This window comes from Chryseobacterium oncorhynchi, from assembly GCF_002899895.1.
Taxonomy (GTDB): domain Bacteria; phylum Bacteroidota; class Bacteroidia; order Flavobacteriales; family Weeksellaceae; genus Chryseobacterium; species Chryseobacterium oncorhynchi.
On the sequence record NZ_PPEI02000002.1, the window covers coordinates 875,239 to 900,675 of the forward strand.

The window sequence follows — 25,437 nt, forward strand, 5'->3', positions numbered from 1 at the left end:
AATTGATTTAAAGATTATGAAAGGTTAATATTTCTTTTTGATTTTGATAATATCTCCATCCTTTAAAGACTGAGTCCCTTCATAAATGATTAAATCACCTCTTTTAAGACCACTTTCCACCATATAGGAATCTCTTAACGTGGCTCCGATCTTGATATTGGTCATTTTTACCTTATTCTGCTTATCTAATACAAAAACATAGGTTTTATCCTGAATAGAGAAAGTAGATTTTTGTGGAATAAGAATGGCATTATTCTGATTTTCTGAAATAATCAGTTTTCCGGATGTACCATGTTTAATCAATCGATCAGGGTTCGGGAAAAGTACTTTATATCGAATGGAACCTGTAGTTCTGTCGATTTCTCCCTCGGCTGTCTTTAAGGCTCCGTTAAACTGATAATTCACACCATTTGGTAAGGTAAGTTCAATTTTTTGGTGACTTCCAATCTTATCATTGGCTAAAAGCTCAAAATATAAGTTTTCCGGAATTGAAAAGTAAGCGTAAACTTCATTAAGCTGGGATAGCGTTGTTAATAGCGTACCATTTTCTACCAAACTTCCGTCTTTAAGAGGAATAACGTCAAGAACCCCGTCAAAAGGTGCTGTGATCTTTGTAAAGTTTATTTTTTGAAGTACAGTTCTTTTTTCAGCATCCGCAAAGGCATGCTTAGCTTTCGCTGATGAAAGCTTGGCTTTTACCATTTCCAATTCGTTGTTGGCTACAAACTTTTTAGCATGTAAGCTTTGAATCTGCTTCAGTTCCACTTCTACAATACGAACATCTGCTTCAGCCTGTTTTAAGCTGGCATTTGCTTTCAAAAGTTCCATCTGCAATTCAGCATCATTAATCTTAAATAAAGGCTGTCCCTGATGTACAAATTGTCCCTCATTTACATAAATATGCTGTATAATTCCTCCAATTCTGGAACGCATTTCTACGTTTTTCTTGGCCTGGATATCCGTTACAAACTGATTGCTTACCAGTGTATCTTTCTCCTTGATTTCCAGAACGGGAACTTCCTTTTCTTTCTCGTTGTTTTTTTTCTTGTCTTTACTGCATGACACAGCGAATAATATTGCAAAACTGCAAATTATTACGTTTTTAAAATACATTCTTAAATGTTTAGGTTATAAAATCTTCGTTAAAATAAATTGAAATTCAATACCTTAAACTAGTACAACTGGAGGAGATGGAGAAAGGATTTGACCCCACAGATAATAGAAACTGCAATATTAGGCAGTGTAATTTTTGGAGCAATTTTTAGAATGGCCGAAAAATCACCAATGGCCTGGTCATCCTTACGGGGAGAGTGTTTTACAACTTTGGAAGCAGCAGGCAACGCATGCGTATTCATATCTGCTTCTTCGTAGATATCCAGCAAGTGGATATTACTTACATGCGGTAGATGAGGAATATTCTGTAATGAATTTTCCACCCAATTCGAATTGAAAAGGGTAAAAACCATTATAATATAGAAGTAGATAAATGACCTCAGACCTGCCATGTCAATCAGAACACAATTAGTTTTTTAGTAAAAACGATAGTCCTGCAAAAGTAGGGATTTTTTAATGGAGTTCCTGTGTTTAAAATGTTAAAAAAACTTAAACAATGCAGATTAAACCGCAAAAAGTCACACCGTATTTGATGTTCCTCTATAGTTTTAAAATAATCTGCTTAGTACCCGAAAACGATAATCAAAAATGTATTCCAGTTTATTTTTCACGAATAAAGAATGTGCTATTTCTCCCAAAAATCCCATTGGCAATTCATAATCAATAGTATCCTTCATCAGAACGCCATGTTCATTAGGAATAAACTCATGGTGATGGTTCCATAATTTATACGGTCCTTTTCTTTGGAAATCAATAAAGCTTTTTTGAAAATCTACATGGGTAATTTCTGTCTGCCACTTCATTTTGATGCCAAGCAGGGGTGAGATATAATAATCAATGAGCATTCCTTCATAGATCTCATCGTCTTCCATTTGGGTAAGAACAATAAAACCCATATTCTTTGGGGTAATTTCTGAAAGGTTATTGGCGGATGAAAAAAATTTCCATGCCGTTTCTATATCGCAGTTGAGTTGTTGTTCACGAAAAAGCCTGTGCTTCATAAATAGTTTTCCTTAAATCATTTTTATTTATAATGCTGAAAAATTCCAAAATCAGAGGGTGTCCAAAGTGCTGCTTTTTGCCCTGCAGCTTTCAAAGCATCATTACTCCATGTATTACAGGTATAAAGAAAGCTATAGGTTCCTTTGGCATCGTAGAACGCATCATTATCACCATAAACAGCATTAGTAGGGATCAGCATAAATTTTCCATTTTGATCTCTGTCGAATTTATCTTCTACAAATTTAATCAGATTTTTATACTGGCTCTTGCTGATCATGATCATTTTGCAGTCGTCCCCCTCTTTCATTGTATAATAATAAGTAGAATGCATTGCAGAATCACTCATCCAAAATGCAGCCTTTACAGCGGTTGAAAATTTAAGGTCTGCCCAGGTTGGAGTATCCAGATAAAAACCTTTATCGCCCCATCCTATTCCAATATAATTATAATCTGTTTTTTTCGATCTGGTATCTGCAAACGGAATCATAAGGCTCCAATCTTTCAGATCATTTTTTACAGGCATTACAATATCAGTATGCACCCCATTGGTATAAATATAAATGGGAATATCTTTCTTTTCTCCGTCATCCTTTGCTGAAACCGGTATATAGGGTATCAATAGTCCCAGTAGCACATACACAATTACAATTCCCAGAATAATTCCCAAAACTTTCAGGATAAACATCAATATGGTTTTCAAAGTCATGTTTTTTAATAAAATTTAATATGTGATTTTTCGTAAAAGTATTTGTTTTAATCGGAAAAATGACTAAATTTAGTTACGAAATATTCACAAATATGCGTAAAAATATCAAATCCCAGAAAAGATTTAAAGTTAGAGTAAAAACTGCTCCAAAAAGAGTACAAAAAAAACGTTGATTTTCGGTGAGATCTTAATCTCCTGAAAGTCAATTTTTCTTTTTAGGAAAGGCTTTTAAAGCAATTTATTCTATCAAATCTTAGCCTCCTTACTGTAAAAAACATAGGGAATGGTCAATCGTCAGCTTTAATTTGGAACTCTGAAAAATTCCAGATAAGGGATTATCACCAAAAGTTTAGCCTAAACTTAGTCTGAAGACTTCTGTAAAAATTCAATATTTCTCTTTAAACCAGAGAATTTGGTTCGTTTCACAGGTGATTTTTTGAAGACCTCGGAGAAAATTTCCTGAGTAAGTTCTTTCCATTCTCCTTTTTTAAAGTTCTTTAAAGCTTCATTAGGTTTAAATCTGCTTTGTTGATTAGGAGCTGAAAATCGATTCCAGGGGCATACATCCTGACAGATATCGCAGCCAAACATCCAATCCTCCATTTTATCTTTAAAATGATCCGGAATTTCATTCTTTAATTCTATGGTTGCATAAGAAATACAACGGCTTCCGTCGATAATTTTTTCTGAAACAATGGCATCTGTAGGACAGGCATCAATACATTTTCTGCAGGTTCCACAATGATCTGTAGTTTCATGATCGGGAATCAGTTCCAGATCGCAGATAATTTCAGCCAAGAAATAGAAAGATCCATTTTGTTTTGTAATGAGATTGGCATTTTTTCCGACCCAGCCAATTCCTGATTTTTTCGCCCAACTTCTTTCCATAATCGGTGCTGAATCTACAAAAACTCTAAATCCGAATTCTCCTATCTCCTCCTGCAATTCGGCAACCATTTCACGGAGTATTTCCTTGATTACTTCGTGATAATCTTCTGCATAGGCATATTTTGAAATTTTAAAATTCTCCAGAATAGAGATCTTTTCTTCGGGAAAGTAGTTATAGGAAAGTGAAATAACAGATTTGGAACCCTCTACCAATAATCTTGGATCAAGTCTTTTATCAAAATGGTTTTCCATATACTTCATTTCACCATTGAAGTTATTCTTCAGCCATTTTTCAAGGTGTGGGGCATCTTCTTCCAAAAAATCTGCTTTGGAAATTCCACAACTTTGGAACCCAAAACTTTTTGCCTTGGACTTGATAAGTTGAGAATATTTTTCGGCACCAGCATTCATGAATTTCACACTGCAAAATTAAGATTATTTTATCAATTTTCTAATGGCTTTCCAAATCCTTTCTTTAACGTTAATATGGCTTCATTTCTAAAAATTTATGTTTTAATTAAGATTTTTTTCAAAAAAAAAATACGTAATTTCGTTTATAATTTAATGTTTAAAATAAACAACTATGTCTTTAATAGAAGTAATACAATCTGGAAACTATGAATTAATTGACGTTCGTGAGCCAATGGAGCTTGAAATGGACGGAAATATAGATGGTGCTAAAAATATTCCCCTAGGTGAAGTAGAAGACAGACAAGGCGAAATTTTGTCTATTGAAAAACCGGTAATCTTATTCTGCAGAAGTGGAAACAGAAGTGGAAAAGCATTAGAATATCTTAATTCACAAGGACTAAAGGACGGTTATAACGGCGGAGGCTGGGCTGAGCTAAAGGCTGTTCTTGAAGCAAATAGAGGAACTTTTTAAAAGTTCCTTTTTTTATATCTATCCATCATGAATCTAAAGGATCAATTTGAACAGCTTTGTTTACCATTTTCTGAAGACTCTAATTTAATCAATACGCAATGGCATGAGATTGAAAAAAGATATTCTGAAAAAGGCAGACACTACCACAATCTTCTTCATCTTGAAAATATGTTTAAGGAACTTGAAGCTGTAAAAAACAAGGTTTCAAATTTTACAGTTGTTTCCTTTTCTATATTTTATCATGATATTGTTTATAATGCTACTTCAAAATCCAATGAGGAAAAAAGTGCATTACTTGCAGAAACAAGACTGGCTGAGCTTACCCTAAACAAAGATTATATTACGGCTGTTTCTGCTCAAATTCTGGTTACGAAATTTCATCAAAAATCAGATGATGAGGATACAAATTATCTTTTGGATGCAGATCTTTCTATTTTAGGAAAAGACTTTGAAAGCTATTTAGCTTATACCCAAATGATCAGAAAAGAGTATTCTATCTATCCTGATCTTCTTTACAAACCTGGGAGAAAAAAGGTATTAAAACATTTTCTGGAGCTTAACAGTATCTTCAAAACAGATTATTTTAAAGAAAAGTATGAAGTACGGGCCAAGGAAAATATTTCAATGGAAATTCAGCTTTTATAATATTCGAAAATAAAAAAAGAGATGCAGATCTGCACCTCTTCAACACATTCATACCAAACATATAATTATAAAGATTTTCATCATTATAATTCTAGACTCTTTTTCTCAAACCAATTTTCAATGATATTATTATTTTCTTACATCACTAAAGTAAATTTAAATTACATGATATAAACATGTTACGTTTGTAATTTTAGTGTTTTTTTTATGTATAAAATACTTTCTTATAAAAGAAAAAAAGAGTTCATTATCGTCTATACAATCAATAAATTTTTTAAGTATTTATTTTAAAATCAAAGAACACTTTCCACATAAAAATACAATTGGTGAATGTTTTAATTTGAAGATATAGAGATGATTAAAAAGTCTAAGACCAGATCTCCAGATAATATGCATAGCTTTCTCTTGATTTTTGCATGCAATTTTCCAATAGACAATCAATATGTACAAGATTAGGCCTTAGTGCCCATAAAAAAACACCTTGCAAGCAAGGTGTTTAATTTCATATGGATGTTCTTCTTATATCAATGACTTTTATTGGTAAGTTTTGTCATTTTTTTGTTACCAATCCATCAATTCAATAGATATTCTTTTATTTTTTAATTATTTTTCTTGAAAAAGTTTCCTTTTTATTTTTCACAGATATTATATAATTTCCGGATTTAAGACTTCTAAGATCTACAATATTCTCTTTCCATGAAACATTAATTAATTTCCCACTTATATCGAATAATTCAACGTTCATAATTTTCTCTTTAGAATTAATATGAAGATAGTCTGAGACTGGACTTGGATATACTGATATATCTGATTTAGTATTAGAAGCTTCTGATACTCCTAATGATAAATCACCATTATTTGTAAATCTCAAGTTAACATTATCAACTCCTACATAATTTTGAACCGTATTTCCATCATTAGTAGTTGCAACAATCCTCATTTCAACAGGAATTTTTCCTAAAGTTACACCAGTAGATATAGTTATTTCTTCATTAGGGGTTGTAAATTTATCTATTCCCAGAGCCTTGTCATATTGAAACGAGACATGTATCCAAGTATTATCTGGGTATACTGTATTAAAAATATGTCTTTGTCCAAACACTGCAGGCCACGTATATGTACCTTTCCCATACCCTTTTATTTTTTTAGTAGTATAATCAAAACTGATTCCTACAATTCCATTTTGGGCACCATTAACAACACCACTTTGGTCTTCCAGAAGATAAAACATGAGTTCACCTTTTCCATTAGCTGATCCTGTAAAAAAATCAATACTACCTAAAATTACATTATTATTGGAGGCTGCATTAGTCGTTATTGCTTTTTTAATAACTCTTGCATTAGAATTTAAAACTGGAGGATCAACCCACATATTAGGTACCGAAGTATAGCTATTTCCTGTAGTAAGATATAAAGCTTTGTCATTAACAGCTTTTTCTATAATCTGATAATCGGCTGTACTGCCGTTTTTAATATAATGACCTCCTTGTCCAGGTATGCTTCCTGTAGTATCTGTACCAAGATCGCCTAATGTATATTGATTAAAATCCTCAGTTGCAATAGCCTGACCGTAACTGTAAATTGCCAAAAATAATGGCAAAAAAGTAAATAATTTTTTCATGATTTTATTTTTAGCAAAAATATTAAATAATTTATAAATAGCAATTACTGATATCAAAATTCTATAAGGATTTCGGCCCGTAAAATTATTGTCGGAAAAACAGCATACAAGGAGTTCATAGATGTCAACACATTCTATCTTATAAATAAAAAATATCCTGTCCAAGATAAGATATTTTTTATTTATTTACCTGTAGTATCAAATATTCTTACTGATAAATCCAGTTACTTTTTCCAATACTAATTCCGGAGCTTCCTTATGTGGTGTATGACCTATCTGTGGAATGATGTACTTCTCAGCGCTTCCGCTTACCTGAGAAACTGTTTTTTCAACCTGATCCAAAGTACCATATTCATCAGCTTCTCCCTGAATAAATAAAAGAGGGCAAGTGATGTCTTTTAAAAGGTATTCGATGTTCCAGTTTTTGTAATCATCGCGGGTCCAAGTCTCTATCCAGGCTTTAAACAACATTTCTACTTTATCTCCATGGTATTTTTTCAAGCGCTCAGGCAAATTGGTAGTTTTATAAGCTTCCCAAGCATCATAAACGCCCTTTAGAGTTACATCTTCTACAAAGATATGTCCAGCTTCACAAATAACAACTTCTACTCTTTTCGGATATTTTGCAGCAGTGATTAATGCAATTGTGCCTCCATCACTGTGACCAAATAAAATGGTATTATTAATATTTAATTCAGCCAAAAGATCATTAAGTAAATCGGCCTCCAGTTCCATATAATTAACTGGTCTTTCATGGGTAGACATTGGATTGGATTTTCCATATCCCAAACGGTCATAAGCAAGGACATTACATTTTGTAGCCTCGGATAATTTTACAGGGAAGTCTCTCCAAAGTTCTACTGATCCTAATGAATCATGCAAAAATACAATGGTAGGTCTGTTTTCAAATGGCTTATTGTATTCTATATATAATTTTTTATCCTTTACATCAATTACTCTCCTTTCCATTGAATAAAATTATATTAAAAATTGGGCATTTTTGTTTCTTCAAATTCTTTTAGCAAGTGACTAAAAACTGTTTCTACCGGAAGAATATCATTAATAAGGGCTGAAACCTGTCCTATTTCCAGTTCACCATCTTCCATGTCACCCTCAAACATTCCACGTTTCGCTCTTGCTCTGCCTAATGAAGAAATCAAAGCTTCTTTATTCCTTCCATCCTGATAAATCTCCTCCAGTTCGTTGAAAAATTTATTCTTAACCATTCTTACCGGAGCAAGTTCTTTTAAGGTAAGATGAGTATCTCCTTCCTGAAGTTCTATAATCTTCTTCTTCCAGTTTTCATGGGCACTGGCTTCAGTTGTTGCAGCAAATCGGGAGCCGATCTGTACCCCGTCTGCTCCTAAAATCATGGCTGCTTTCATTTGAGAGCCCAATGCAATTCCTCCAGCTGCAATCAGGGGTTTTGAAATATGTTTTTTCACATTAGGAATCAGGCAGAATGTTGTAGTCTCGTCTCTTCCATTATGTCCACCAGCTTCAAAACCTTCTGCTACTACAGCATCTACCCCTGCTTCTTCACATTTTACTGCAAACTTAGTAGAAGAAACTACGTGAGCAACCTTTACGCCTTCTTTTTGTAAGGTTTCTGTATAGGTTTTCGGGTTCCCGGCTGAAGTAAATACTATTTTCACGCCTTCCTCAAGAATGATCTGAATGATTTCTTCAAGATTAGGATATAACATAGGAACATTCACCCCAAAAGGCTTATCTGTTGCCAGTTTACATTTTTGAATATTCTCTCTTAGGATATCCGGGTACATGCTTCCTGCACCTATTAATCCTAATCCGCCACAATTGGAAACAGCTGATGCCAATCTCCATCCTGAATGCCAGATCATTCCAGCTTGAATAATAGGATATTTTATATTGAAAAGCTCTGAAATTCTATTTTGGTCTCTCTGCATGTCATGTAGTTTTTTTGCCGAATTGAAATCTATAAAATTGCTCATGTGTAAAAATACTAAAAACAATGGTTGCCAAGCATTTCTCTTGATTAAAAAATAGGTGGAAAATGTATTAAATTTTATCTTTTTTATATTGCATCAAGACGCTATCTATAATAAAACTTACTTTTAAAAAATTTTGAACCAGTTTCTGTACGTTTTCCTGTAGGTTCCCTATTTTGAGATCAACCCAACCCTGCATTAAGGTCAATGGACCATATTCTACACTTACATTAGGCCAGTCTTTCTGATATTTCGCAAATTCATTTCTGAAATCTTGTGCAAATTTTCTACTGGATATTGAATAGTTTTTCAGTGTTCTTAATTTCAATGCATGGATATTATAATACATCTTTCCCTCCTGAATAGATTGATCATTGATCCAGATTGAAAAGAAAATTCTTCCTGCTGCATCTAAAGGTGATTGCAGATCTCCGGACCATTCTGGTTTATATACTTTAAGAGCTGCAGACTCTAAAACAATATCTACCGTTACTTCTAAATTACAACGCTCAAACTCTTCTTTAGGAATTATTTCTATAGCAGCGTTGAATTCTTTAAGATAAAAAGCATAATCCATCTTGTGAGTTTTTGTAAAGATATCAAATAGTATTGTTTGAATGTATAGAAATAGAATACTTGAGCTTAGTTGGAAATCATTTATTTATATCCTACTGAATATCATAAAAAAAACCTTCAGAAATTCTGAAGGTTTTGATTTTATTTTTTGATTGACTCTTTCTTCCAATTGGACTTAAAGTTACAACTATCGTAACGTCCGTCTATGGAGATAAAAGTTGTTGGTAACTTAGAGTTAACAAACTTCTCAACCAATTCATTTTTCTTTTTATTAAGAGCCATCTGCTTGATTCTGCTAAAGTCTGTTTCCAGAGTGATCTGGTGTGCAGGAATAACATCATCCATTTTAATAATCTTTACAGCTTTTCTTCTGTTCTCTTCATCGTCAAAAGCAGTTGTAATATCTCCTTTATTCAAACCTGCCAATTCGTAGCTGATTGTTCCTGGGATACTTTCTCTTTCAATTTTATCAGACCCGTCCGCCCCAGGAATTACCCCTGCATTGAACTTTGTCTTTTTATCATCTGAAAACTTAAATGCGGCATCTTTAAATGTAATTTTACCATCTACAATCAGACCTCTAATACTGTCTAGCTTTGTTTTTGCTGATTTAAGTTCTTCATCAGTTGGAGTAGCCTTCAACAGGATGTGTCTTGCATCATATACTTTACCAGATCTCTTCAATAACTGAATGATGTGGTATCCGAATTCAGATTCAATAGGCTCAGAGATCTCATTTTCCTGCAGGTTTAACGCTGCAGCTTCAAATGGCTTTACCATCTGTCCTTTATTGATGTTTTTATATAATCCTCCGTTGGTAGCAGAGCCCTCATCTTCAGAATAAATTCTCGCCTGGCTTTCAAAAGTTTCTCCACCAAGAATATCTTTCTTGATTTTATTCAATCTATTGATAAGATCTTGTTTGTGAGCTTCTGTTAAGGTAGGATAAATCATAATCTGAGCTAAAGTAACCTCATCTTTCACCTGTGGCAACTGCATTTTATACATATTGTAAAAGTCAGTAACCTCATTCGGTGTTACGTCTGCCTTTTCAGTAACTCTTTGGTATTTTGCCTGTCCATAATACTGATCCGTATCGATTTTTTCGATAGCATTCTTCATTTCATACGAGTTTCTGAACTTGTATGCAACAAGTAATGCTTTTTCGTCCGGAAATTGAGAAAGCAACTGACGGTATTTTGCATTAGCCTGTTCTTTGATAGATGCAGAACGGTTTTCAATTAATGTATCCTTTTTTGCTTCGTATACAAGAAGTTTATTGCTGATAAGGTTTTCAAGGAACTCACATTTATCAGTGTTTGAAGCTCCCTGCTGTTTTCCGTAATTCATCTGCTCGGTTACATCTGATTCCAAGACAATCTCATCTCCGATAACAGCAGCAATACCATCCACTAAATCTCCTGGTTTTAGCTGGGCATTCATCATATTGGAAGAAAAAATCATGATGAAAATCCCAAGAAGATAAGTGATTTTTAGTTTATTTGTCATTTTACTATTTTAACAAGTTGCAAATTTAGAATTCTTAACGAATTTCACTCAATTTTTTATTATAAATATTTCTTAAAAAGACTTATTTACTGCAGTTCAATATCAAATGTCGTCAATTCTTTGAATTGTCTCAATCTGTGGAACATATCCGACTCCTCTACTTCCTGAATTCTTTCTGTTCCGAATTTCTCTACTGTGAATGAAGCCATTGCTGATCCTACTATTAGAGCTGACTTCATTGTTTCGAAATCAATTTTCTCTTTTTTAGCAAGATAAGCTGCAAAACCTCCTGCAAAAGTGTCTCCTGCTCCGGTTGGATCAAAAACTTCTTCTAGAGGTAACGCAGGGATTGCAAATACTTTATTATCATGGAACAATAAAGCTCCGTGTTCTCCTTTTTTGATGATTACATATTCAGGTCCCATTGTGTGGATCTTCTTAGCAGCTTTTACTAAAGAATATTCTCCTGAAAGTTGTCTTGCCTCTTCATCATTAATGGTAATTACATCTGTTTTTGCAATCATATCCATTAAGATATCCCAAGCACAATCCATCCAGAAATTCATGGTATCAAGGATAACAAGCTTTGGACGGTTGTTCATTTTTTCTAATACAGATAACTGAACGCCAGGGTGTAGGTTTCCAAGTAATAAAATCTCAGCATCCTGCATTGAATCCGGGATTTTCGGATCAAAATTTTCCAATACGTTCACTTCAGTAGCTAAAGTATCTCTGGTATTCAAATCATTGTGGTATTTACCTGACCAGAAGAATGTTTTTCCTTCTTTAATAATTTCAATTCCCTCGATGTTTACATCTCTGTTTGTAAACATATCAAGGTGTTCCTGTGGGAAATCTCCTCCTACTACAGAAACAATTCCGGATTTAACCCCTAAAATAGATGAAGTGATCCCAATATAAGTGGCTGCACCGCCTAAAATCTTGTCCGTTTTACCAAATGGTGTTTCAATTGCATCAAATGCAACACTTCCTACAACTAAAAGTTTCATATATTTTTCAATGTATATTAAAAATAATTATTTTTTCCATTCAAAAGAGTCCAGCAGATGCTTCATATCGTTTTTGATATAGTTTACTGCAGGAGCCAGAGAGTCCGGTTTCGGTCTCGTATTAAAGTATAAATAAGCAGTTACGAAGTGCTTCGTACTGTCTGTAATGTAAAATTGAAGATTGGAAGCGCTTTGCCCTTTCAGTTCATAGAAATTCCCGTAAACTTTCTTTTCCGGATATTCAAAGGATTTTGTATCTATGGAACTTGCTTTAATGGTATGTTCGTAAACCATTTTTTCGGCTTCCTTAATGTGTTCTGCAAAGTCATTCTGTATCGGATAATAGGTCACGAAAATCTTTGCTTTCATTTTAGGATAATTCAAATAATACCAGCAAGGCTTTTTAGCTGCTGTAATATTAGCAAAATCCGAATATTCAAATGTATAGGCACAGTTGTTTTCAAACTTCTGATATTTCGGTGCCGGATATTCCAGACGCAGTTCTCCGTAAGGTTTTGGAACCGGATCTTTTCCACATGAAATTAAAAGCAGTGATACAAAAATAAAAATGACCTTTTTTATCATTTTGCAAAAGTACAAATTAGATTTTAGATTTCGGAAGACAAATTTCAGTCTTTCAATGAGTTTTGGATGTAATTTTCCAAAGGCTTCGGAAAGGATTTTTCATGGGAGCCCTGAATATCTGTAATTTCATATTGATTTTCAGCAATAAAGTCATTCCAAAGCGCTTCTGAAGTCACATTAACATTAAATATTTCAATGATTAAGTTTTTGTGAGTCAATTTATGAGTGATCGTTTTTGAATTGGTGATAAAAGCTTCCATTTCTGCTGAAATAGATGAAGGAAATTCGAATAATTTTTTCCAGATAAAATCATCACCGCGCTGACGGATCAAAAACTGTTCATTTCTGTGAACAAAATAATAGGTCAGAGCCAAATCTTCTGCCTTTACCTTTTTTGTTTTTACAGGATAATCTGATATTTTTTGCAGAGAAAATGCAATACAGTCTTCATTAATCGGGCATTCTCCACAAAGAGGGTTCTTTGGTTTACAGATTTCGGAGCCAATATCCATCATTGCCTGATTGAAATCACCAACATTTTCCGGCATTACCAAAGCTGCCAATTCTGAGAAATAGGTAAATGCCCTTGAGTTTGAAATATCAAAATCGTCTGCAAAGAAACGACTCAACACACGGTAAAAATTTCCGTCAACAGCAGGCATTCTTCCACCGAAACAGATGCTTGAAACTGCCGCAGCCGTATACTTCCCTACTCCTTTTAGTTTTAAAATCTCTTCATATTGAGCAGGAAATACACCTTGGTAATCATTCATGATCTGCTGGGAAGCCTTATGGATATTGATCGCCCTGGAGTAATAGCCCAATCCTTTCCAGTAAAGCAAAACTTCATTTTCCTCAGCTTCTGCCAAGGTTTTTACATCCGGAAATCTTTTAATGAAATTATTATAATGGTTTAACCCCTGATTGATCCTTGTTTGTTGAAATACAATTTCACAAATCCATATTTTATAAGGATCTTTTGTCTGTCTGAAAGGCAGATCTCTTGCATTATTCCGATACCATTCCAAAAGCCTGTTTCCTACATGAAGAAAATCTGAGCCTGTATTATTTTTTTCCAAAAACCAATCTATTTAAGCCATGAAGAGATTATTTTCTCTTCACATCTGAACATTATTTCAGCGCTGCAAAGATAGGGTTATTTTATTTTTTCTTTACAGAATATACCGGTGCTGCTTTTAACCATTGATATTTAAGGTTTCTGTCTTTTGCAATTAAACGATACCCCTCAAGATTTTTCAGATAAACATACATGGAATCATTTTTCAGCTTTAATTTGTAAGGAGAAAGGAACTCCATTGGAAATTCTAAGGTAGAATCCCTTACTGTCTTCAAAACCTTTCCGGATCTGACTTTATAAATGAAAAATGACTTTCCGCGTCCTTTTGAACTGTCTGCCAGCTTTACATTTGAGCTTGAAAGAACCAGTTCACTGCCATCGAAACATTCTTCTTCGTCCATGATATAGGCCTTTCCTTCTTGACGTTCATCTGCAAAAAGATCTTCTTCGTATTGGCCCGGACTTTGGTATTTTTTTTCACAACTTACCAAAAACACCATCAGTAGAGCCGGCAATCCGATGATAAGCTTTTTATTCATATTAAATTTCATAGATATTGGTAGAAAAAAACCGATGTAAAATTGCATCGGTTTTTATTATTTAAAATAAGTTTTCTTATTCTTGAGAGTATTCTGCATCCCATTCGTTACCATCATCTCCTTTGTGTCCGTCTAGTTTAATAACGAAACTTTTTGTTGGGAAATAAGGGGTCATACGGATATCAAGCCATACTCTGTCTTTGTTTACTCTATCTTGTTCGAAACGTACAATTTTGAATTTTTCGATCAACTTGTCCGGTCCTTTGATGTTATCAAGGAACGTTACAATTTGTCTTCTTAAATCGTCTTCGTTTTTAGCATTCCAGTTTTCAAAAGCTCTTCTGTTCAGGAAGTCTAGTAATACTTTAGTTACATAGTCGAATACACGAACTACGGAATAAGTCTGAAGACCAATATTGTCTCCTGTAAATAATGTCTTTGCAGAGAAAGCCATAATTTTTCCATATTCGTTAACCATTGGAACAAGACCCATTTTTTCTAACTGAGAAATTTCACTTTTCTTCAATTCGAATTTTACGGCATCTACTTCATTGATATTACCATGTTTTTTACCTGCTGCTACCTGAGACATTAGTGTCTTATGGATTTTTCCGGCTAATGAAGTGGAAGGTGGAAGTTCTACGTTTTCTTCTTCACCTACTTCTTCAGCTTTTCCACGTCCTACTAACCAGTTACATGTCATAATAACGTTACTTCTGTGAAGTTCACCACCTGTAAGGTTTGCAGAGTGGAATAAGTCTACTACGTCATCCGGCTTATCAAGGTTAGCGAAGTCTGTAACCATCATTACTTTATTCTCGTTACAGATTTTTGCCCATTTTTCGATCACCTTATTGGATCCTAAATAACCAGGAATGGCAAGGATAGAATAGTTATCTCTAAGGTCTAAACGGTCGTAATAGTTTTTAAATTCTTCAGAAATAGCATCAATGAATAAAGGATTATCTAAATCCGAAACCTGATCGATGCTTGCGTTAACGATACTTACGTTATCCACTTTGTCCAATTCTGTATTTTTGTAGAATTGAGCAACCGTTCTGTAGTTAGTTTCTAACAAACGAACTTCGTCCAGTGTATTCTTAAGATTTTTCTTTAGGTTTTGATCAGCTTGTTGTGCTTTTGTTTTGCACGTTTCAGCCATTTTATCTGCAGATTCACTTCCTTCTAAAAGGCTTACCCAAAGGGCAATCTTTTGAAGAAGTTCTTTTCTTTCTTCTGCTTTATTTCCGTCGTTAAGAAAGATTTCTTTCCTAGCTTTTCTTGTTGGGTTCATATTGGCGATGCCGTCTACAACGGATTCAACAAAGCCAAAACCTCCCATTTTATTGAGTTCCGCAAGCGGATTACCTTTCGGTTGTCCCGAGTGTTGTTGTTGATCCTGCTGCTGGCTTTCTTGTGCCTGTAATTTGCTATCCATGATTTAATGTAAAGTCTTTAATTATTTTTCAAGTTCTTGTGCCACATCTTTCAATACTTCTATGAACGCAGCTCTTGTCTGATCGTTCTCCAGCATATTGCGTAGAATTTTATTTGTTTTCAGTTGGCGTACAATTTTGTTGTACTGCTCCTGCTCCATGCTCAGTTGCTGTAGATAGTCTGATTTCTGAGTAAGGCTTTTGGGAGTAAAGTCTCCAAGATTTTGAAAACGGAATTCTTCTTCAATTGTTCCTCCATCTTCTGTTTCATGTTGTACTGCTACAGAAGGTTGAAAATGTTTGAAAACGTCTTCCACTGTTTTTAATCCTGTTACAATTTCAGGGGTGTAAGATTCTTCTGTTGTAAGCTGGCTTACTATCAGTGATTTATTTTCCTGTATTTCCTGAATAGCTTCATTAGCGTCTACTTTTACTTCGTTTCCGCCAACACCATAATTAAACATTGCCATATTATTATTATTTTGAGATTTACGATTTTGGTTTGGATCTGTTTTTGAATAATTTACAGACGTATCAAATAAATTACCAATCCAATGTTTAAATTTAAAAAAAAACTGTAACATACAAAATTTTGTCAAGATTTTTCTTGAATTATTTAAATTTAACTACACTTATTTAACATAAAATCAAATTCTTATGATGTCACTAAGCTATGAAAAAATAAATAAAAATAAACCAAAGTGAGATAAAATAAAATCGTGGTGAGTTTTGCATTGAGAAAAAACATAAAACTGGTGTTAAAATAAGAATTCTTCCAACTTGAGGAAAAAATATTCTTTATATTTAAATAAAAGTAAACAGAGTAATGAAAGATGTGAAGATTGCGTTTAGAAAACCGATATATCCTGTTTCAGAAGCATTAGAGCAGTATTTGGAAAAACATAACAGAACAACCAAGATTCAGTTTCTATATGAAGACCTATTAAGATTCAGTGATAGTGTAAATATTCTGGATAAGGAGGGCAAAGATACTTTGTGGCTCGGTGTATTGTATTCTGAATATGAGTTTAAAGAAATAGAAGCTAATTTAAATAAGATTTATACTCTCCTTCATTCCGATGGAGATGAAGCTACTTTACCTTATCTGAAAGTGGATACCATTGACTTTTGTACTTTTGGAAATTCTAAACCTTTTCGAATTCGGGTCAGAAATATCCTGAATGATAATTATACTAATTTTTATATTAAACAGGCAGATGCTTCCCGTATCTATGGACTGGAACTTGAAGATCTCCTTTCTCCTAACCGAATTAACTTTCTAATTTACAAAAACACCCTCATCGAAGAACATATTTTAGGAATTCCCGGGGATGTATTTATTCAGAAACATATATCTAACTGTACAGAGTTGGAAAAGGCACAAATTTCCAAGGAATTTGTAAAATTCAATGAGCGCTGTCTTATTGGATTACTGGGTGACATGCGTTCTTATAATTATGTTATTATTCCTATACACGATTTTGATCAGGTTATTTACAGAATTCGCCCCATCGATTTTGATCAGCAAAGCTATGAAGGGAATTTGAAGGTTTATCTTCCTCAATATTTCAAAGAAAACAACCTGATGGTTACTATGGTAATGGAAAAACTGAAGCCTAATTCTATAGAACAGTATCGGAAAGAAGTACGTTCACAAATTGTAAAAAGGGTGACCAGCAGTAAAAACAGATTCGATGAACTCATTTCTATTATGAAAAAAGAAAATATTGCTCCGGAAGCCAATGTTATAGAGCTAAGAACAGCTTTGCAAAAACTCACCTATGATGTCAATTTCAAGTATTGTAAGACTATGGGAGATATTATAGAAACCGGAATAAAATTTGTGATCCGGAATTATAAGAAAGCATATTAAAAGGAGAATCCGCCTCACATATAATGGAGACGGATTCTTTCTTTTCTAACAATTTTATTGGTAATCCTACCAGATTTTTATTCTGTCTTCAGGAGCTTTATACATTTTATCTCCTGGTTTGATATCAAATGCTTTGATGAATGAGTCTTGATTCACTAATGGACCGAAAGCTCTGAACATCCCCGGAGAGTGCGGATCTGTCTTCACCTGATTGATCATATACTGATCAGTTGCCTTTGTTCTCCAAACGGTTGCCCAGCTCATAAAGAATCTCTGATCCTGTGTAAATCCACTAATTTTTCCTGGGTTTCCTTTATCTTTTAAATACATCTGAAGGGCATCGTAAGCTACTGCTACTCCACCTAAATCACCGATATTTTCTCCACTTGTGAATTTACCATTCACAAAGCTTCCTTTTACAGGCTCATAACCACTATATTGAGCAGCTAACTGACCTACTTTTGCATCGAAATTCTTACGATCTGCATCTGTCCACCAATTGTTTAGGTTTCCATCACCATCGAAACGGGAACCACTGTCGTCAAATCCGTGAGAGATCTCATGTCCGATAACAGCTCCAATTCCACCAAAGTTTACCGCAGCATCAGCTTTAGGGTTATAGAAAGGAGGTTGAAGAATGGCTGCAGGGAATACAATTTCGTTGTTTGATCCGCTGTAGTATGCATTTACTGTTTGTGGAGACATTCCCCATTCTGTTTTATCAACCGGTTTTCCTACTTTATCCAAACTTCTTTGGTACTGCCAAGCTGATACATTTTGCAGGTTAGAATATAATGATGCTCCCTGTTTTGGAGATTCAACCTTTAATTGGGTATAGTCTTTCCACTTATCCGGATAAGCGATCTTTACTGTAAATTTGGATAGTTTTTCCTGAGCCTTTACTTTTGTTTCAGGAGACATCCAGTCTATATTGGCAATGTGGGATTTGAATGATTTTAAAAGGTAATCAATATAGGTTTCCATCTGCTGTTTTGCTTCCGGAGTAAAGTATTTGTCTACGTATAATTTACCAAAAGCCTCACCAAGAACGGTATTCACAAGGGTAAGACCTCTTTTGTTCATAGGACGCTGTTCTTTTTGGCCTTGTAATTCTTTTGCATAGAAATCAAATCTGATCTGCTCCAAACCTTCATCAAGGTTACTTGCATTACCATTAATCAAATGATATTTCAGATAGTCTTTCAATAATGGAAGATTCTTCTGAGTCAAGAACTGATCCATGTTCTGGTAATATTTCAGTTCACCAATGATTACTCTGTCTGTGTTTACTCCGGCCTCTTTAAGATATTTGGCAAGATCAACGTTTTTCACTAATCCTGAAAGTTCTGATACATTTTTAGGGTTGTATCTTAAATTGGCATCTCTGTTCTGCTCAAGAGTCAATAAATAATTGGCTAATTGTTTCTCAAAATCGACAACATTTTGTGCTGCCTGAGCTGAGTTTTTATACCCTAAAACGCCAAATAATTTTCCAATATAGGTCTGATATTGTCCTAATGTTTTTGTATTGGCATCATTTACTTTCTGATAATAATCTCTCCCCAAGCCTAGATCCGGACCTCCAAGATATACTGCATTCATATTAGAATTCTTCATATCTGCTCCGGCTCTCCATCCGTAAAAAGAGTTATCGCCTAATCTTGTAGCTTCCAAAAGATACTTCTGAAGATCATTAAGGCTTTTAATACCATCAATTTTTGCAAGATCTCCCTTGATAGGTGCTAATCCATCTGCATTTCTTTTTGCTGTATCCATAAAAGATGCATAAAGATTCTGGATCTTTTGTCCTTCAGATCCTGCAGGATAGTTTTCGGTAAGGATTTTATTTAAAATATCTAATGAAGCATCATCCACATTTTCTCTCAAAGCATTGAAAGACCCCCAATTGGCTTTATCTGAAGGAATCTGAGTAGTTTTCACCCAATTTCCGTTCACATAGCTAAAAAAGTCATCCTGCGGACGAACAGCTGTATCCATATGGGATAAATTGATCCCCTCCTCTTTCACTTGTTCTTTTACAGGCGTTGCAGCAATTGCCGTAGCCTCCGTTTTTTTCTCTGTCCCTGCAGTCTTTGCTGCACCACACGAATTTAGAAATACAATACCCGAAAAGGCAAGTATACCAATATTTAGCTTTTTCATTGAAGATAATTTTTGATTTTACACAAACTTATCAAATATACGAACTTTAACAATATATGATGAGGATAATTAAAATGTGGAATAAGAAATGATTATTAAGCTATTTTGTTAATTTTAACTACCCCGTCAAATCTTCGATTTGCCACCCCCTCCAAAAAAGGGGGATGATGGAAATCGTTTCTTATAGATTATAGTTAACACAACCCCATCACCCTAACGTCTAACTTCTTTCTCCCTAATTCCTATCATCTGATACCTGCAACCTAAAAAACAAAACCGTTCATTGCTGAACGGTTTATATTTTTTACCAGATTTTAATTCTATCCTCTGGTGCTTTGTATAATTTGTCTCCTTTTTTCACATCGAATGCTTTATAGAAAGCGTCAACGTTGATCAGTGGACCAAAACTTCTGAAGTAACCCGGAGAGTGCGGATCTGTCTTCACCTGGTTGATCATATATTTTTCACTTGATAAAGTTCTCCAAACAGTTGCCCAGCTTAGGAAGAATCTCTGATCTTGAGAGAATCCGCTAATCTTACCTGGGTTTCCTTTATCTTTTAAATACATTTGAAGTGCATCATAAGCGATGTTTACACCACCTAAATCTGCAATGTTTTCACCGTTTGTGAAAGTTCCGTTTACAAATGTTCCTTTTACAGGCTCATATTTGTCATATTGAGAAGCAAGAGCTTTTGTCGCTTTTTCGAAGTTAGCTTTATCTTCCGGCGTCCACCAGTCTACCAAGTTACCTTCTGCATCAAACTGTGCACCTGAATCATCAAATCCGTGGCTCATTTCGTGACCAATAACAGCACCAATACCACCAAAGTTCACTGCTGCATCTGCTTTAGGGTTGAAGAATGGCGGCTGAAGGATAGCTGCAGGGAATACAATCTCGTTAAATACCGGGTTGTAATAAGCGTTTACAGTTTGTGGAGTCATTCCCCATTCTGTTTTATCAACCGGCTTTCCAATTTTAGCTAAATCCTTGTTGTACTGCCACTCACCAATGTTCTGAAGGTTTTGGTATAATGTTCCACCTTTAGATTCAGGAGTGATCTCTAGTTTAGAATAATCTTTCCATTTGTCTGGATAAGCAACTTTTACAGTGAATTTATTCAATTTCTGCATTGCTTTTTCCTTAGTTGTAGAAGACATCCAAGCTAAGTTGTTGATGTGAACAGCAAAGCTTTTCTTTAAATAATCGATCAATTCCACCATCTGAGCCTTAGCTTCAGCCGGGAAGTATTTCTCAACATATAGTTTACCAAAAGCTTCTCCTAAGTTTCTGTTGATTAATTCAAAACCTCTCTTGTTAAGAGCTCTTTGTTCTTGTTGACCTCTTAGATATTTACCAAAGAAATTAAACTTCATATCTCCTAGCTTTTCGCTTAGGTAAGAAGCGCTACCATTAATCATGTGGAACTTCAGATAATCCTTAATTACAGGAAGATTCTGAGCGTTTACCAACTTATCAAAGTTTTTATAGTATCCTAGTTCTCCGATGATAATTTTATCTGTATTTACACCCACTTTTTTAAGGTAAGCAGGAATATCAGCTCCTTTTACCAAAGCTGAAAGCTCAGCCATTGTCTGAGGGTTATACTGAAGAGTATTATCACGGCTTTGTTCGTTTGTTAAATAGGTTTTTGCAATGCTCTTTTCATATTCAACAATACCTTTTGCAGCTGCATCAGCATTTTTATAGCCTAACTCTGTTAACATTGAAGCTACATATTTCTGATATTCAGCAATAGCTTCTGTATTTTTTTCGTTTACTTTTTGGTAATAATCTCTACCTAAACCAAGAGAAGCTTCTCCTAAGTAAACAGCATTCATGTTAGAATTCTTCAGGTCTGCATATACTCCCCATCCGTAGAAAACATTTTCGCCTTCCTTAGTTACAGAGATCAGATAATTCTGAAGATCAGCCATATTTTTGATCGCATCAATTTTACTCAGGTTATCCTGAATAGGCTTGATTCCATCAGCATTTCTTTTTTGCATGTTCATGTAAGAAGCATACAAATCCTGAATTTTTTTACCCTCGCTTCCATCAGCAAATTTATCTTTCAAAAGAGAGTTCAGGATGGTCATGGAATTGTTATCCGTGTCTTCTCCAAGTTTGTTGAAACTTCCCCAAGTCGGTTTGTCAGATGGAATTTTGGCTGTTTTCATCCAAGTTCCACTCACATAATTATAAAAATCATCCTGTGGACGTACCGAAGTATCCATTAAGCTAAGGTCTAAACCTTTATCTGTGTTGTTAACTGCTACTTTAGCAGTTTTAGCTTGTGCACTCATCGTATTTTGAGAGCAGATCCCTGCTATTAAGAACAAAGAAAGCGTTAGTTTTTTCATTATGATAACAATTTATACAATATGTATGATTTATTTACTATTTGTTACTTTACCAGAAAACAAATTTAAACAAATCTTAAGAAGTTGCTATCTCTTTTACATTTCCGGTTCGTTTTAAGAATCCCCAGGACTGTATTTCACCTTTCAATGCCTTTCTTAAACTTTTAAACAATACTATATACATCAGCCATCTATACCCGAATCTTTGCGGAATAATATACAGAAGATTCGTTAATTTTTCTCGTTGCAAAATGAACGCGACCAAAGCCAGCGAAGCATCCACTAAAAGGAAAATCAGGTAATAGGTAAATATTTTGTCTCCATTTCCGGATAAAATTCCAAAAAACATGATCAGATCTGCCAGTGGCGAAAAAAACGGAATGATGTATTGAAACAGTAAAATATTTGGCATTGCCCAAAGCCCTAATCCTTTATATTTGGGGTTAAGGAAAGTCTGTTTTTGTTTCCAAAACATCTGCATAATTCCGTAAGTCCATCGGAAACGCTGTTTCAAAAACTGTTTCACGGTTTCCGGAGCCTCTGTTACTGCTACGGCTCTATTTTCATTGGCAACAGTATATCCAGCTTTTAAAATTTTCACCGTGATATCACAGTCTTCGGCCAAAGTATCTGAAGAATAACCACCTGCCTCAAGAATAACCGATCTCTTAAATGCTCCAATAGCCCCAGGAATTACTGTAATTGCATTGATATGTGCATATGCCAGTCTGTCAAAGTTTTGACTTGTAGTGTATTCTATTGCCTGCCACTTGGTAAGCCAGTTGACGGTATTTCCAACTTTTACATTTCCTGCTACTGCTGCAATCTTTTCTTCAGGATTGGAATTTAAGAATCTTGCGATTAAATATTTTACGGCATCCTGCTGTAGCTTGGTATCGGCATCAATACACACTACATATTCAGCATCAGTTTGTGAAATACCAAAGTTGAGAGCGGTTGCTTTTCCTCCATTTGTTTTGGAAAAAATTTTCAGATTCGGGTGATCCGGAAATTCATTTCTTGCTTTTTCATAGGTTGAATCTTTACTTCCATCATCCACCATAATAATGTTGAAATTTGGATAAGTCTGCTTCAACAGATTATGCAGGGAAGAAACAATATTCACTTCTTCATTATAAGCCGGAACAATGATGGAAACCTTTGGATAGGATTCCAGAACGGGAAACTTACTCAGTTGTTTTTCTTTTTTTCTTTCTTTAAAAGCCCAATAAGCCATTAACAGCAATCTGATCAGCCCCAGTACAATAAAAATACTAAACAGAGCAACCAAAAAGTGGCTTATTCCGTAAATTACAGTAGCCAATACAAGATTAAGCTGCATGATATAGTAGGATTTCGTTTTAGGAACTTCGGGCATCAGCTCGCTTTTACTTTTATGCAAAAGACTGGTAAGATTGGTAAAATGATATCCTTGTTTCTGCAGTGTCGGAATTAAAACTTTCAATGCTTTCACGGTCTCTTCTCTGGTATCACCTCCTGCATCATGAAGCAAAATAATATTTCCTCTCTCCTGTTTAATTCCTGCCATTACCCGTTTTATAATTTCATCAGCCTTTATTCCCGGCTGCCAGTCTTCAGGGTCTATGTTTTCTCCAATATCCAGATAGTTTTGCTGTCTTGCCAATGCTACAGGAATAATCTCTTCTGATGTTGTAGGCTCCGAGTCTGCATTATAGGGTGCCCGAAACAGAATGGTACTGTGTCCGGTTACACACTCTATCAGTAATCTCGTCAATTTTAGCTCAAGCAACGCTCTTTCTGGACTTACTTTGGCAACATTCTCATGGGTAAAGGTGTGATTTCCTATTTCATGACCTTCCCGATAGATTCTTTTAACAAGCGGAAGATTTTTTTCTGCATTTAAGCCTACTAAAAAGAAAGCAGCAGGAACATGATACTTAGATAATATATCCAATACCTGCGGAGTATAGGTTTCATCCGGGCCATCATCAAATGTCAATACCAAATCCTTTTGAGGGGCGCTTCCGTATTTCTTTACTTCATAGGAACTTGGGTAGGTAATGTAATTTTCATCTGTAATAATTTTCTCCTTAGGATCTATTTCTAAGGCTATTTTTCCGTCGTGAGGGGTATTTAAAACATCCAGGACTTCACCATCTCCAATATAATCGACCATGGTTTGTCCTTTTACATTTTCCAGTGTTTTCAAATTCAGTTTGGACAGTCCGGCAAACGTAAGATCCTTATCGTAAAAATTCCAAACCCTGCTGTCTTCACTTCCTAATCTCCAAAGTGCAGTTCCCGCCAATGGATATTCCGATGAAAAACGCATCGTATTAAAAATAGAGGCAGCATCATTGAAAAATACAGTATGGGTATTATTTTTAGAATCTGTATAGGAATAATTTAAGTTAAAAGTATTGTCATTGAAATCAATAACTGCTTTACTTGCACTAGCCTTTGTAATAGCCTGCATATAGGTAACGGAATTATTATCATCAGGATTAGAACTCCAGTCGTAACCGTAGGCTCCCAATCCTAAAATAATCTTCTGAGGAGAAGTCTTTTTTACGAGCTTACCTGCCTGCTCTTCTATCCATTTCTGTGAAGAAACCGGACCTGCATCGCCACTGGCAGAATATTCATCATAAGCCATCAATACAAAATAATCTACATAGGGATCTAGTTTTGGGATATTATAATCATCATTATCCGTCATGATATCCATGGTAACCAATAATTGATTCTGCTTGAATGTTTCTGAAAGCTCTTTCATAAAAGCAATCAGGTTTTCATCAGAATTGAGGTTCATATCCTCAAAGTCAATATTAATTCCTTTGAAATGATATTTTTTACACTGCTGGGTAATTTTCTGGATAAGATTTGTTCTTTTCTTCGGATCATTCAATACTTTTCCCAATCCTTCAGAACGGAATTCTCTATCAGAGTTATTACTTAGGATAGGCATTGCTGCAATTCCTGTTCTTTTGATGATTTTATACCCTTCGGGGTCAATGTTCGTTTTCAAATCTCCCGTTTTAGGATCAAGGAAGAACCATTCCGGAAAAACAAGATTAATATGTCTGATATTTCTTTTCAGAGACATCAGAGACTGTGGATCCCACGCTACATAAAATGCAGATCGAATTCCTCCGGGGAACTGTGCCCAGTTTCTGTTTTGATTTTTATATCTCTCTGCTCTTGCCTTTTCGATTTTGGAGAGATTCGTATGAATTGTTTTTTCAGAAATAAAGCTTCTGAATCCTTTATATTCTTTAGAAATTTTGTTCTCTTGAAGATAGGGTTTGTTCGCAGTTATCACTGCCTTATAATCTTCTTTAAAAGGAATTTTTGGACTTCTGTCCAGGGTCATCATCAGTCCCAAGGCCAAAAGAAGAAGCACTGCCATAAAAATAAAGATGCGGCTTCCCCATTGTACACTTTTCCAGCGTTTTTTGCTGTTGGTCTGAAAAATCTGTTTTGAATTTTCCACGTT

22 protein-coding genes are annotated in these 25,437 nt (G+C 34.8%); 3 read left to right on the top strand and 19 right to left on the bottom strand.

Features of this window, described 5'->3' with window-relative positions; genetic code table 11:
- Nucleotides 1–24: 24 nt before the first annotated feature.
- From C1638_RS09550 to queG, 5 genes are all read right to left on the bottom strand, one after another.
- A complete protein-coding gene (locus C1638_RS09550; protein WP_228428099.1) occupies nt 25–1,065 on the bottom strand; it encodes an efflux RND transporter periplasmic adaptor subunit in 1,041 nt (346 codons plus the stop codon).
- A 107-nt stretch (nt 1,066–1,172) separates the two neighbouring features.
- Entirely contained in the window at nt 1,173–1,505 is a 333-nt protein-coding gene (locus C1638_RS09555) for a hypothetical protein (protein ID WP_109620357.1), read from the bottom strand.
- 156 nt (nt 1,506–1,661) lie between these two features.
- Nucleotides 1,662–2,114, bottom strand: coding sequence for an SRPBCC family protein (locus tag C1638_RS09560; RefSeq protein ID WP_109620359.1), 453 nt, complete (start codon nt 2,112–2,114; stop codon nt 1,662–1,664).
- A gap of 23 nt (nt 2,115–2,137) precedes the next feature.
- On the bottom strand, nt 2,138–2,815 hold the full coding sequence (locus C1638_RS09565) for a TIGR02117 family protein (protein WP_438829977.1): 678 nt from the start codon (nt 2,813–2,815) through the stop codon (nt 2,138–2,140).
- 366 nt (nt 2,816–3,181) lie between these two features.
- Nucleotides 3,182–4,120 carry a tRNA epoxyqueuosine(34) reductase QueG gene (gene queG / locus C1638_RS09570; protein ID WP_109620362.1) on the bottom strand — a complete coding sequence of 313 codons (939 nt, stop codon included), beginning with the start codon at nt 4,118–4,120 and terminating at the stop codon, nt 3,182–3,184.
- Between the two features lie 172 nt (nt 4,121–4,292).
- Between queG and C1638_RS09575 the strand changes: the two genes are divergently transcribed.
- On the top strand, nt 4,293–4,592 hold the full coding sequence (locus C1638_RS09575; RefSeq protein WP_109620364.1) for a rhodanese-like domain-containing protein: 300 nt from the start codon (nt 4,293–4,295) through the stop codon (nt 4,590–4,592).
- Nucleotides 4,593–4,619: 27 nt separating this feature from the next.
- Complete coding sequence (locus C1638_RS09580; RefSeq protein ID WP_109620366.1) at nt 4,620–5,237, top strand: HD domain-containing protein; 618 nt, start codon at nt 4,620–4,622, stop codon at nt 5,235–5,237.
- A gap of 592 nt (nt 5,238–5,829) precedes the next feature.
- Here C1638_RS09580 and C1638_RS09585 read toward each other — a convergent pair.
- From C1638_RS09585 to C1638_RS09635, 11 genes are all read right to left on the bottom strand, one after another.
- Entirely contained in the window at nt 5,830–6,858 is a 1,029-nt protein-coding gene (locus tag C1638_RS09585; protein WP_109620368.1) for a T9SS type A sorting domain-containing protein, read from the bottom strand.
- A 198-nt stretch (nt 6,859–7,056) separates the two neighbouring features.
- The gene (locus tag C1638_RS09590) at nt 7,057–7,827 is read right to left on the bottom strand and encodes an alpha/beta fold hydrolase (protein WP_109620369.1); all 771 of its coding nucleotides are present in this window, start codon (nt 7,825–7,827) and stop codon (nt 7,057–7,059) included.
- A 14-nt stretch (nt 7,828–7,841) separates the two neighbouring features.
- On the bottom strand, nt 7,842–8,786 hold the full coding sequence (locus C1638_RS09595; protein WP_109620663.1) for an NAD(P)H-dependent flavin oxidoreductase: 945 nt from the start codon (nt 8,784–8,786) through the stop codon (nt 7,842–7,844).
- A 112-nt stretch (nt 8,787–8,898) separates the two neighbouring features.
- Nucleotides 8,899–9,405, bottom strand: coding sequence for a hypothetical protein (locus tag C1638_RS09600; protein WP_109620371.1), 507 nt, complete (start codon nt 9,403–9,405; stop codon nt 8,899–8,901).
- A gap of 140 nt (nt 9,406–9,545) precedes the next feature.
- Complete coding sequence (locus tag C1638_RS09605) at nt 9,546–10,913, bottom strand: peptidylprolyl isomerase (protein ID WP_109620373.1); 1,368 nt, start codon at nt 10,911–10,913, stop codon at nt 9,546–9,548.
- A gap of 86 nt (nt 10,914–10,999) precedes the next feature.
- A complete protein-coding gene (locus tag C1638_RS09610; protein WP_076353587.1) occupies nt 11,000–11,923 on the bottom strand; it encodes a PfkB family carbohydrate kinase in 924 nt (307 codons plus the stop codon).
- Nucleotides 11,924–11,950: 27 nt separating this feature from the next.
- Nucleotides 11,951–12,508 carry a gliding motility lipoprotein GldD gene (gene gldD / locus C1638_RS09615; protein WP_076353585.1) on the bottom strand — a complete coding sequence of 186 codons (558 nt, stop codon included), beginning with the start codon at nt 12,506–12,508 and terminating at the stop codon, nt 11,951–11,953.
- A gap of 44 nt (nt 12,509–12,552) precedes the next feature.
- A complete protein-coding gene (locus tag C1638_RS09620; RefSeq protein WP_109620375.1) occupies nt 12,553–13,587 on the bottom strand; it encodes an A/G-specific adenine glycosylase in 1,035 nt (344 codons plus the stop codon).
- A gap of 82 nt (nt 13,588–13,669) precedes the next feature.
- Nucleotides 13,670–14,125, bottom strand: coding sequence for a hypothetical protein (locus tag C1638_RS09625; protein ID WP_228428100.1), 456 nt, complete (start codon nt 14,123–14,125; stop codon nt 13,670–13,672).
- 76 nt (nt 14,126–14,201) lie between these two features.
- Nucleotides 14,202–15,563 (bottom strand): DUF5458 family protein, encoded by a 1,362-nt coding sequence (locus C1638_RS09630; protein ID WP_109620379.1) that lies wholly within the window; start codon nt 15,561–15,563, stop codon nt 14,202–14,204.
- 21 nt (nt 15,564–15,584) lie between these two features.
- The gene (locus C1638_RS09635; protein WP_228428101.1) at nt 15,585–16,031 is read right to left on the bottom strand and encodes a type VI secretion system contractile sheath small subunit; all 447 of its coding nucleotides are present in this window, start codon (nt 16,029–16,031) and stop codon (nt 15,585–15,587) included.
- Nucleotides 16,032–16,387: 356 nt separating this feature from the next.
- On the opposite strand from C1638_RS09635, the gene C1638_RS09640 reads away from it, so the two are divergent.
- On the top strand, nt 16,388–17,434 hold the full coding sequence (locus C1638_RS09640) for a hypothetical protein (RefSeq protein ID WP_109620383.1): 1,047 nt from the start codon (nt 16,388–16,390) through the stop codon (nt 17,432–17,434).
- Between the two features lie 66 nt (nt 17,435–17,500).
- Here the strand turns inward: C1638_RS09640 and C1638_RS09645 are convergent, their stop codons facing one another.
- From C1638_RS09645 to C1638_RS09655, 3 genes are all read right to left on the bottom strand, one after another.
- The gene (locus C1638_RS09645; protein ID WP_109620384.1) at nt 17,501–19,597 is read right to left on the bottom strand and encodes a M13 family metallopeptidase; all 2,097 of its coding nucleotides are present in this window, start codon (nt 19,595–19,597) and stop codon (nt 17,501–17,503) included.
- A 304-nt stretch (nt 19,598–19,901) separates the two neighbouring features.
- Complete coding sequence (locus C1638_RS09650) at nt 19,902–21,959, bottom strand: M13 family metallopeptidase (protein ID WP_109620386.1); 2,058 nt, start codon at nt 21,957–21,959, stop codon at nt 19,902–19,904.
- 76 nt (nt 21,960–22,035) lie between these two features.
- Nucleotides 22,036–25,434: a trifunctional glycoside hydrolase family 18/polysaccharide deacetylase/glycosyltransferase family 2 protein gene (locus tag C1638_RS09655; RefSeq protein WP_109620388.1), complete on the bottom strand. Its 3,399-nt coding sequence runs from the start codon at nt 25,432–25,434 to the stop codon at nt 22,036–22,038.
- Nucleotides 25,435–25,437: the final 3 nt, after the last annotated feature.

Coding starts and splice junctions, on each gene's coding strand:
- C1638_RS09555 (WP_109620357.1), bottom strand. CDS start 1,505: ATGGCAGGTCTGAGGTCATTTATCTACTTCTATATTATAATGGTTTTT.
- C1638_RS09560 (WP_109620359.1), bottom strand. CDS start 2,114: ATGAAGCACAGGCTTTTTCGTGAACAACAACTCAACTGCGATATAGAA.
- queG (WP_109620362.1), bottom strand. CDS start 4,120: ATGAATGCTGGTGCCGAAAAATATTCTCAACTTATCAAGTCCAAGGCA.
- C1638_RS09575 (WP_109620364.1), top strand. CDS start 4,293: ATGTCTTTAATAGAAGTAATACAATCTGGAAACTATGAATTAATTGAC.
- C1638_RS09580 (WP_109620366.1), top strand. CDS start 4,620: ATGAATCTAAAGGATCAATTTGAACAGCTTTGTTTACCATTTTCTGAA.
- C1638_RS09585 (WP_109620368.1), bottom strand. CDS start 6,858: ATGAAAAAATTATTTACTTTTTTGCCATTATTTTTGGCAATTTACAGT.
- C1638_RS09590 (WP_109620369.1), bottom strand. CDS start 7,827: ATGGAAAGGAGAGTAATTGATGTAAAGGATAAAAAATTATATATAGAA.
- C1638_RS09595 (WP_109620663.1), bottom strand. CDS start 8,786: ATGCAGAGAGACCAAAATAGAATTTCAGAGCTTTTCAATATAAAATAT.
- C1638_RS09600 (WP_109620371.1), bottom strand. CDS start 9,405: ATGGATTATGCTTTTTATCTTAAAGAATTCAACGCTGCTATAGAAATA.
- C1638_RS09605 (WP_109620373.1), bottom strand. CDS start 10,913: ATGACAAATAAACTAAAAATCACTTATCTTCTTGGGATTTTCATCATG.
- C1638_RS09610 (WP_076353587.1), bottom strand. CDS start 11,923: ATGAAACTTTTAGTTGTAGGAAGTGTTGCATTTGATGCAATTGAAACA.
- gldD (WP_076353585.1), bottom strand. CDS start 12,508: ATGATAAAAAAGGTCATTTTTATTTTTGTATCACTGCTTTTAATTTCA.
- C1638_RS09625 (WP_228428100.1), bottom strand. CDS start 14,125: ATGAATAAAAAGCTTATCATCGGATTGCCGGCTCTACTGATGGTGTTT.
- C1638_RS09630 (WP_109620379.1), bottom strand. CDS start 15,563: ATGGATAGCAAATTACAGGCACAAGAAAGCCAGCAGCAGGATCAACAA.
- C1638_RS09635 (WP_228428101.1), bottom strand. CDS start 16,031: ATGGCAATGTTTAATTATGGTGTTGGCGGAAACGAAGTAAAAGTAGAC.
- C1638_RS09640 (WP_109620383.1), top strand. CDS start 16,388: ATGAAAGATGTGAAGATTGCGTTTAGAAAACCGATATATCCTGTTTCA.
- C1638_RS09645 (WP_109620384.1), bottom strand. CDS start 19,597: ATGAAAAAGCTAAATATTGGTATACTTGCCTTTTCGGGTATTGTATTT.
- C1638_RS09650 (WP_109620386.1), bottom strand. CDS start 21,959: ATGAAAAAACTAACGCTTTCTTTGTTCTTAATAGCAGGGATCTGCTCT.